General features: G+C 73.5%; 5 protein-coding genes. All 5 read right to left on the bottom strand.

What is annotated here, in order from left to right:
* On the bottom strand, positions 1-4574 hold a 4574-nt coding region (locus tag B124_RS36300), incomplete at its 3' end, for a beta-ketoacyl synthase N-terminal-like domain-containing protein (protein WP_496507287.1).
* Between the two features lie 191 nt (positions 4575-4765).
* Positions 4766-5437 (bottom strand): DedA family protein, encoded by a 672-nt coding sequence (locus tag B124_RS36295; RefSeq protein ID WP_496507286.1) that lies wholly within the window; start codon positions 5435-5437, stop codon positions 4766-4768.
* 96 nt (positions 5438-5533) lie between these two features.
* Positions 5534-5923: an allene oxide cyclase barrel-like domain-containing protein gene (locus tag B124_RS36290; protein WP_496507285.1), complete on the bottom strand. Its 390-nt coding sequence runs from the start codon at positions 5921-5923 to the stop codon at positions 5534-5536.
* 292 nt (positions 5924-6215) lie between these two features.
* The gene (locus B124_RS36285; protein WP_496507284.1) at positions 6216-7718 is read right to left on the bottom strand and encodes an FAD-dependent monooxygenase; all 1503 of its coding nucleotides are present in this window, start codon (positions 7716-7718) and stop codon (positions 6216-6218) included.
* Positions 7719-7787: 69 nt separating this feature from the next.
* On the bottom strand, positions 7788-9877 hold a 2090-nt coding region (locus tag B124_RS36280), incomplete at its 5' end, for an SDR family NAD(P)-dependent oxidoreductase (protein ID WP_496507283.1).

The raw sequence follows: 9877 nt of genomic DNA, 5'->3' as shown, positions 1-9877 counted from the left end.
AGCAGCGAATGTCCCACGTCGGCCGGAGACACCTCTCCCCCTGCCGCCGTGACGAACTCCCGCAGCCGTGCCGCCTGCGCCCGCAGCGCCTCCGCACTACGCGCCGACACCACCCACGGCACCACCGGCAGCACACCCGAACCAGACTCCACCGCAGACGCCGGCTCATCCGCCGGAGCCGCCTCCAGGATCACGTGCGCATTCGTGCCACTGATCCCGAACGACGACACCGCCGCACGCCGCGGCCCACCACCCTCCGGCCACTCCCGCGCCTCCGTCAACAACGACACCGCACCCGCATCCCAATCCACATGCGTGGTGGGCTGATCGACGTGCAACGTCTGCGGGAGGGCGCCGTGGCGCATCGCCTCGACCATCTTGATGACACCCGCGACACCGGCCGCCGCCTGCGTGTGCCCGAGGTTCGACTTCAGCGACCCCAGCCACAGCGGACGGTCCACCGAGTGCTCCCGCCCGTACGTCGCGAGCAGCGCCTGCGCCTCGATGGGGTCGCCGAGCTTCGTCCCGGTCCCGTGGCCCTCGACCACGTCGACCTGTCCAGCGTTCAGTCCGGCACTGGCCAGCGCCTGCTGGATCACCCGCTGCTGCGAAGGCCCGTTGGGCGCCGTCAGCCCGTTGGAGGCGCCGTCCTGGTTGATAGCCGAGCCGCGCAGCACGGCAAGCACTTTGTGCCCCTGCCGCCGGGCCTCCGACAGCCGCTCCAGCAACAGCAGACCGACACCCTCGGCCCAGCCCGTACCGTCCGCGCCTTCCGCGAACGCCTTGCACCGGCCGTCCGGCGAAAGCCCCCGCTGCCGCGAGAACTCCAGGAACATCCCGGGAGAGCCCATGACGGTGACGCCGCCGGCGAGCGCCCGGTCGCACTCCCCGCTCCGCATCGCCTGAGCGGCCAGGTGCAGCGCGACCAGCGACGACGAACACGCCGTGTCGATCGTCACCGCCGGACCCTCAAGACCGAACGCGTACGCCACCCGCCCCGACAACACGCTGACCGTGGTACCGGTCAGCAGATGTCCGTCGTGGCCGTCATGACCGTCGGCGAGCCGGGGCCCGTACTCCTGTGCGGTGGCGCCGATGTACACGCCGGTGCGGGTGCCGCGCAGGCTGTCGGGATCGATGCCCGCGCGCTCACACGCCTCCCACGACGTCTCCAGCACCAGCCGCTGCTGCGGATCCATCGCCAACGCCTCACGCGGCGAAACACCGAAGAACTCCGCATCAAAGTCCCCCGCGTCATGGAGGAAGCCGCCGTGACGCGCGTACGACTTCCCCGACTTGCCCGGATCGCCGTCGAAGAGATCGGCCCCCCAGCCCCGGTCCACCGGGAACTCCGAGATCCCCTCACGCCCCGACCACACCAGATCCCACAGCTCCGCCGGCGACGTCACACCGCCCGGGTAGCGGCACGCCATCCCCACGACCACGACCGGATCGTCCGCGTCCACGGCGGGGGCGGTGGTCGCGACGCCGTCGTCGGCGCCGGCGAGGCGGGCGTGCAGGTGGGCGGCGAGGCGTTCGGGGGTGGGGTGGTCGAAGAGGACGGAGCTGGGCAGGTCGAGGCCGGTGGCGTCGGTCAGCCGGTCCCGGAGGGTGACTGCGGAGATCGAGTCGAAGCCCAGGTCGCGGAAGGCGCGCCGGACTTCGACGGCCGACGCGTCGGCGTACCCGACGACGCCGGCGGCCTCGCCCACGACGAGCGCCAGGGCCTCCGAGTGACCGAGACCGGTGCCCGAGGCGGAGGCGGTGGTGGAGACAGGGGCTGGGACGAGAGCCGTCTGAGCGGAAGAAGCCGACGTGTCCGTACGCGTCCCTTCGGGACCGTCAGCCGGGCGCACCGCCGGGGCCTGCCGCTCCCCCGTCAGCCAGTGGCGCTCGCGCTGGAACGCGTACGTCGGCAAGTCGACATGCCCGGCGCCCGCGCCCTGGAACACGGCGGACCAGTCGACGGCCACGCCGTGCAGGTGGGCCCGTACGACCGCTGTCAGCACCTCGCGTGCCTCGGGCGTGCTGCCGCGGCGCAGCGGTACGGTCACCGCGTTCGGCAGGCAGTCCTTGGCCATGGCGGACAGGACCCCGTCCGGCCCGATCTCCACGAGCGTGGTGACACCGGCCGCGCCGAGCCAGCGCACACCGTCGTGGAAGCGGACGGTCCGGCGGACGTGCCGCACCCAGTAGTCGGGGGCGCAGATCTCGTCGGCGCCGACTTCCTGGCCGTTGAGGTTGGACACGATCGGGATGCGCGGCGGCCGGAAGTCCAGTTCGGCGGCGACGGCGGCGAAGTCGGCGAGCATGCCGTCCATGTGGGCGGAGTGGAAGGCGTGGCTCACCCGCAGCCGGCGCGTCTTCCAGTCCCGCTCCGCGCACACCGCGACCAGGCGGTCAACGGCTTCGGCGTCGCCCGAGACGACGGTGGCCGCGGGGCCGTTGACCGCTGCGACGTCCAGCCCGGGGATGGCATCCGGGCCGGTGAGCAGTGCCTCGACCTCGTCGGCCGGCGCGCGGACGGACAGCATCGCGCCGCCCTCCGGCAGCGCCTGCATGAGCCCGCCGCGGGCGGCGACCAGGCGGCAGGCGTCGGGCAGGGTGAGCACGCCGGCGACGTGGGCGGCGGCGAGTTCGCCGATGGAGTGGCCGGCCACCACGTCCGGGCGCATCCCCCAGCTCTCGAGCAGCCGGAACAGGGCGACCTCGAAGGCGAACAGCGCGGGCTGGGCGTAGACCGTGCGGTGCAGCTCCGGGTCGTCGTCGGCGAACATCACGTCGCGCAGGGGGCGGTCGACGTACGGCGCGAGCGCGACGTCGAGCGCGGTGCACAGCTCGTCGAGTGCGGCACGGAAGACGGGCCAGGCCGCGTACAGCTCACGGCCCATGGCCGCGCGCTGGCTGCCCTGGCCGGCGAAGAGGTGCGCGACGCGGCCGTCGCGGACGGTGCCGCGCAGGATGCCGGAGGCGGGGGTGTCGCCGGCAAGTGCCGCCAGGCCGGTGAGCAGGGCGTCGAGGGTTCCCTCGGCGGCCGGAGCCGTCGCCTCCGCGAGGGTGAGGGCGGGGACGACGGCGGCCCGGTACTCGAAGGCCGAGCGGGTGGTGGCTAGAGCGCGGGCGACGTCGACGGGAGTGGCGACGTCGCCTCGCGCGGTCAGGTGGTCGTGCAGCCGGCGCGCCTGGGCCCGCAGGGCGGCGGCGCTGCGGCCGGAGAGGAGGAAGGGCAGCACGCCGACGCCGGTGACCGGCGCCGCCTCCTGCGCGGCAGCGGTGTCGTCCGGCACGTGGCCTGTGTGACCGGTCTCCGCCTCCGGGTTCGCGCTCCGCGCCGGCGGCTCCGCCACCACGACGTGCGCGTTCGCCCCGCCCATCCCGAACGAGCTGACCCCGGCGATCAGGGGCCGGTCGGTGTGCGGCCAGTGCCCGTGCTCCTCCTGGACCCGCAGCCCGAGTTCGGCGAGCGGGATCGCCGGGTGGGCGGAGCGGAAGTGGAGGCTGCGGGGCAGTTCCCGGTGGTGCAGGCTGAGCAGCGTCTTGATCAGGCCGGCGATGCCGGCCGCGCCCTCCAGGTGGCCGACGTTGGTCTTGGCGGAGCCGACGCGCAGCCGGTTGTCGTCGTCGCGCCCGGCGCCGAGGGCCTCGCCGAGGGCCGTCGCCTCGACGGGGTCGCCGAGCCGGGTGCCGGTGCCGTGCAGTTCGACGTACTGGATGTCGCCGGGTGCGACGCCGGCGCGGTCGCAGGCCAGGCGCAGCAGGTCGGTCTGGCCCCGGGCGCCCGGGGTGGTGAGGGTGTCCGTGGTGCCGTCGTTGTTGACAGCGCTGCCGAGGATGACGCCGAGCACCGGGTCGCCGTCGTCGAGGGCGTCGGGCAGCCGCTTGAGCAGCACGAGGCCGCCGCCCTCGCCGCGTACGTAGCCGTTGGCGCGAGCGTCGAAGGTGTGGCAGCGGCCGTCGGGCGACAGGGCGCCGAACGCCTCCGTGACCGCGTACCCGTCGGCCGTGAGGTTGAGGTTCACGCCGCCGGCCAGCGCGAGGTCCGCCTCGCCGCGCAGCAGGCTCTCGCAGGCGAGGTGGACGGCGGAGAGGGAGGAGGACTGGCCGGTGTCGACGGACATGCTGGGGCCGGTGAGGCCGAGGAGGTACGAGATGCGGTTGGCGATGATGCCGCGGTGCAGGCCGGTCGCGGTGTGCTGGCCGACGGCGGCCGGGCCGAGCTGCTGGGTGAGCCGGGCGTAGTCGTCGGCGATGGCGCCGACGAACACCCCGGTGCGGGTGCCGGCGAGCGACGCGGGCACGATGCCGGTCCGTTCCAGCGCCTCCCAGGCCAGTTCCAGCACGAGGCGCTGCTGCGGGTCCATGGCGGCGGCCTCGCGCGGGCCGATGCCGAAGAAGGCGGGGTCGAAGAGGTCGACGTGGTCGAGGAACGCGCCGCTGCGGGCCGTCTCCGCCGTCTCCCCCGGAGCGTGCAGGTCCGGGCGTCCGTCGGGGAGCCCGGTGACGGCGTCGCGGCCGTCGCGCAGCAGTTCCCAGTACGCCTCGGGGGTGTCGGCCAGCGGGAAGCGGCAGGCCATGCCCACCACGGCGAGGGTTGCCGGGCCTTCGGGTCGCACGAGGGCCTGGGCCGCCGGTTCCGACACTGTCCACACTCCGATCCGTGGGTGCCCGGCGGGCGCGCGGAGGCGATGCCGGGCGCTGTACTGGCTCATGCTGGGCGGCCGGGCTAAAGAGGGCCTAACCGCAGGCTGAGTGCCTTACTGGCAGCTCACGCGGACTCCGCCGGGGCCTCGCGGCGCTCCCGGCGCCGGGCCCGCAGCCGGACGACGACGAACCGTATGACGAGCACGAGGAGGATGCCGCCGACGACCGCGGTGAACCCGTTCGCGTACTGCTCGACGGTGTCGTGGTTGCTGCCGACGGCGTAGCCGACGGTGAGGAGGACGAGGTTCCACAGCAGCGAGCCGATCGCCGTGTACGCCACGAACAGCGGCATCGCCATGCGCTCGATCCCGGCGGGGAGGGAGACGTAGCTGCGCACGATGGGTATCAGCCGGCCTATCAGCACGGCCTTGGCGCCGTAGCGCCCGAACCACCCCTCGGCGCGGTCGAGGTCGGACTCCTGGACCAGGGGGAAGCGGATGAAGATCGCGCGGGTGCGCCGTCGGCCGAGGAGCGCGCCGACGTAGTAGTGGAGGACGGATCCGACCACGGACCCGAGTGTGCTCCAGCACACGAGGGCGAGGAAGTCGAGGTCACCGAGGCGGGCCGTGTACCCGCCGAGCAGCAGCACGAGCTCGCTGGGCACGGTGGGGAAGAGGCTCTCCAGCCCCGTGGCGATCGCGACCCCGGGCGAGCCGAGGTTCTCCATGAGGTCGGTGGCCCAGTTGCCGGCACTGTCCGCCGGGGCGGCGGCCCACATCTGAGGTTCGAGGATCATGGCACTTCCCGGGCTCTGCTGGTCGGGGGCGGGCAGGACTGACCGGCGGGCGGTGCCCGCCGGTCTCAGCCCGTCGTTCGGCTGTGGTCCGCGACGTCAGTCGCAGAGCTCAATGGAGTTGAGCGACTCGGTCTCGCTGACGAGGGTCCACGAGAGCTGGCCGATCTTGCCGGCGTACCGGCCGCCGGTGCCGTAGGCCGGGAGCTTCTGCTCCTTGCCCGCGGCCAGCGCGGTCAGGTTGACCAGGCCCGCGACGTGAATGGTGCCGTCGTCGAGGGTGTACTCGGAGGCCGAGAACGAGAACAGCTCGCCGGTCTCGGCGTCCTTCTTGATGATGATGCCCTTGATGTCGTTGGTCCCGATGCGGTTGCGCTGCTCGTCCAGCACCGCGTCCTCGGTGATCACGACATCGCCGACGCTGGGACCGACCGGAGCCGCGTCCTTGGTCTCGGTGGAGACCAACTGCTCGATGAACGAGATGGTCACGCACTCCGATGGGGCCTTGTCACTGTCCGCGGCGTGCGCTTGGCCCGCGCCTACGGGCACGGTAAGCGCGAGGGCCGCGACCCCGGCGGCGGTCAGCCGGGAGGGGAACTCTGTCGGGCGCACTGCTTTCCCTTCTGGTGGTGGTGTTGCTGGGCGAAAGCGCCCGGCACCGCTCAGCACAGCAGGCACCGGCGCCGAGGGTGCCATGCTGTTCCGTTGGCCTAAAGGCGCCCTTGGCCGGTTCTCACGCCGGCTTGGGCGGCAGCGCCGCCACGCGCACCCGGCCGGCTTGTCAGCCGGTCGGGGCGCCGAACCAGGCGCGCAGCACGATGCGCAGCTCATCCTGACCCCAGCCGTCGCCGTCGTGCCAGGCGACGCAGCCGTCCGGACGTAGCAGCAGGGTGGCGGGCAGGTCCGGTACGGGCTGGGCGCGGACGACGTCGACCCGGTCGGCCCAGCCGCTCTCCTCCTGCGCCGACGCGTCACCGGACAGGTCCAGCAGCACGCCGCGACCGGACTGCAGGGTCTCGGCGACACCCATGTCACCGGCGGCGGTCTTGATGCGCACCTGCGGCAGCCGCCGGCCGAGCAGCCGGTCGTCCTCGTCGGCCTTCGGCACGCCGTCGTAGGCGAGGGGGACGGCCGGGCCGAGGTTGGTGACGAGTTCGGCGAGGAACACGTTCACGTCGTCGAACTTCAGGAACTCGGCCATCATCTCCCGCATGTAGCGGGCGAGCGGGCGCGGGTAGAGGAGGGCGAGCTGCGCCTGGATGTTCATGCAGGCCAGCCGGCCCGCGAGGTGCCGCTCGTCGTGGTACGAGTCGAGCAGGCCCTCCGGTGCCCAGCCGTGGACCTCGGCGGCGATCTTCCAGCCGAGGTTGACCGCGTCGCCGATGGCGGTGCCGATGCCCTGCCCGTTGTACGGGTAGTGGACGTGCGCGGCGTCGCCGGCGAGGAACACCCGGCCCTTGCGGTACTGATCGGCGTTGCGGGTGACGATCGAGTAGTGCCGCAGCCAGTGCGCCTCGGTGGCCCTCAGCTCCTTGCCGGTGAGCCGCTTGACGGCGTCGTCGAGCTGCTCCAGCGTCGCCGGGCCGTCCTCGAACTCCGGCGGCTCGGTGGAGAACTCGGCGCTGAAGACCCGCATGACGTCGGGGCTCAGCGGGGCGCCGAGGAACTGGTCGCCGTTCTCGGTGTACGACAGGCCGTACTGCTCGGGGGCCACGTCCCCGCGGTCGATCGCGACGTCGCCGACTATGCCGCGTACGATCACCCAGTCGTCGCCGACGTAGTCGATGCCGGCGCCCTCGCGGACGACGCTGTCACGCCCGTCGCAGCCGACCAGATACCGGCACCGCAGCGTCTGCTCGCCGGCGTCCGAGGCGAGCGTGACGGTGATGCCGGACCCGTCGGCGGCCTCCTCGAAGCCGGTCAGCCGGGTGGCCCAGCGCAGGTCGACGCCCAGCTCGACCGCCCGGTCGATCAGCGCCTTCTCCAGCCGGGACTGCAGCACCATGTGGGTGGGCTCACGCGGCCCCTGCACCTTCTCGAAGGCCAGCCGCAGGTCCGCGAACCGCACCTCGGGGAAGGTGACCGTGCCCTCCCGCAGCCCGGCCGCCAGGCCGCGCTGGTCCAGCATCTCCAGCGTGCCCGCGTTGATGGCCATGGCCGGAGCCTCGGCGCGCTGCGAGGGATGGACGTCCACAAGCACCGCGGGCACGTCGCGCATCGCCAGCTCGCAGGCAAGCATCAGACCGGCGGGCCCGGCGCCCACGACGACGACCGGCTCACTCATAAAGGCTCCTTTGGAAGGTACGAACGTACGTCGGTACGGGGCGTGTTGCCCGGGTCGGCGCGGAGCGCGTCACCGGACCGCGGCCCCGGCCGCTGGTGCGGGGGAGGTGTCCCCCTCGAACGTGGTCATCAGGTAACCCGCCAGCGCCTGCGGCGTGGGGTTGTCGAAGATGGCCATCGGCGGGATCTGCAGCCCCGACACGGCCGCGATCCGGTTGCACAGTTCGAGGGCCGTGAAGGAGGAGAACCCCAGCTCCGTGAACTCGGCGTCCTCGGGTATGCCGGTCACGTCCGCGTGGCCGAGGACTTGGGCGGAGGTGTCCCGCAGCAGTTCCAGCAGCAGTGCGGACCGCTCGGCGGCGGAGGCGGTGTCCAGCCGGTGGCGCAGCCGCGCGGCGGCCTCGCCGAGGTGCCCGGCGCCGTCGTCCTCGGGCTCCCAGGCACCGCCCTCCCCCGCGCCGGCACCGCCGGCCCCGGGGATCGCGCGCAGCAGGGAACCGGCGCCGCCCTGCTCGGGCTGCCTGACGTAGCGGTCCCAGTCGACGTCCACCAGGACGGGAGCGGCCGACCGGCCGGCGAGGGCACGTACCAGCAAGCGGGCCGCGGGCCTGGGCGCCATGGGGCGGATGCCCTGGTAACGCAGGTGCTTTCCGGCGGCGGTGTCCGCCGCATCCGGGGCCAGCCACGGCCCGCAGGCCAGCGTGGTGACGGGCAGGCCGAGTTCGCGGTACGTCTGCGCCAGCGCGTCCAGGTGGGCGTGCACCGCGCCCTGGGCACCGAACCCGGCCGCGCCGAGGACGCCGACCGCGGAGAAGCAGAGCACGAACGCGTCCAGCCCGCGGTCCAGGGTCAGTTCGCAGAGGTTGGCCAGGGACGTCGCGGCTGGGTCGAGCAGCCGACTGATCTCGTCGCCGTCCACGGCGCCGACGACGGAGTCGTCGAGTTCGGCGGCGGCGTGCACCACCGCGGTGAGCGGGTGCTCGGGCGCGACGGAACGGATGAGGGCGGCGACGGCATCGCGGTCGGTGAGGTCGACCGGGGCGACGACCGCGTCCGCGCCCGCCTCGCGCAACTGCGCGACCAGCGCGGCGGTTTCCCCGTCCTCCCTGTCCGTCCCGTCCGTCCCGGGCCCGGTGGCCAGCAGCAGGTGGCGTACGCCTCCGCGTACCAGCTCCACGGCGACCTCTCCGGCGAGCGCACCCGACGCCCCGGTCAACAGCACCGTGCCGTCCGTGGCACCGGGCCACCGCTCGGTGGCCGCGGCCAGGTCCACCGGACTCAGCCGGCGGGCAAGTAGCGCTCCGGGCCGGACGGCGACCTGGTCCTCGACTGCGCCGGAGCCGCCGCCCGCCCGCCCGGCGAGCGCCGCACGGAGCCGGTCACGCACGCCCCGGTCGCCTCCCCCGCCCGCGGGCAGGTCGACCAAGCCGCCCCAGTGCTCGGGGTGTTCGACGGCGAAAGCCTGCGCCAGCCCCCAGATCCGGGCCTGCGTGGGATCGGCGAGCGGGTCCTGCGCGCTGGTCGCCGCGCCGCCGGCGGTCACGAACCACACCGGGGCCTGCGTCGCCGCATCGTCCAGTGCGTGCAGCAGCGCGGCGGACAACTCCAGCCCGGCCGGCCCCGGCTGCCCGGGATCGGCGCACGACAGCAGCGACAGCACCCCGGAGAGCCGGGCACCGCACGCCAGCAGGGCGGCGCGCAGCCGGCTGGCGAAGGTCGTACGGGCCATCCCCCGCTCCACGGTGACCACTTCGGCACCGGCCCCGCCCTCGTCCAGCGCCGTCAGCACGGTCCGTACGGCCGGCTGCAACTCGGCACCCTCGGGAACGAGAACAACCCAGGCGCCGTCCAGCAGGGGCGGCGCGCCGTCGTCCAGGGCCTCCCAGCCGAGCCGGTGGCCCCAGCCGCGCTGCCGGCGCCAGGTGACGAGTGACGGCAGGACGGTCTTCCACGCCGTGACGTCGGCGTCCTGCACGCCCATCGCGGCCAGCACACCGTCCAGATCCTCGCGCTCCAGCGCATCCCACAGCTCGGCATCGCCGGGGCGGATGTCGGTGGCCTTGCCGGGGTCGGCACGCAGCCAGTAGGGGCGGTGTTGGAAGGGGTAGGTGGGGAGGGTGGGGAGGGTGCTCGCGTTCTGCGGGAGGTGGGGGGTGAGGT

It is taken from the genome of Streptomyces sp. CNP082, from assembly GCF_059570535.1.
This window is presented reverse-complemented; position numbering and strand designations above follow the sequence as displayed.

Excerpts from the sequence above, each read along its gene's own strand:
- B124_RS36285 (WP_496507284.1), bottom strand. The coding sequence starts at position 7,718 with ATGAGTGAGCCGGTCGTCGTCGTGGGCGCCGGGCCCGCCGGTCTGATG.
- B124_RS36295 (WP_496507286.1), bottom strand. The coding sequence starts at position 5,437 with ATGATCCTCGAACCTCAGATGTGGGCCGCCGCCCCGGCGGACAGTGCC.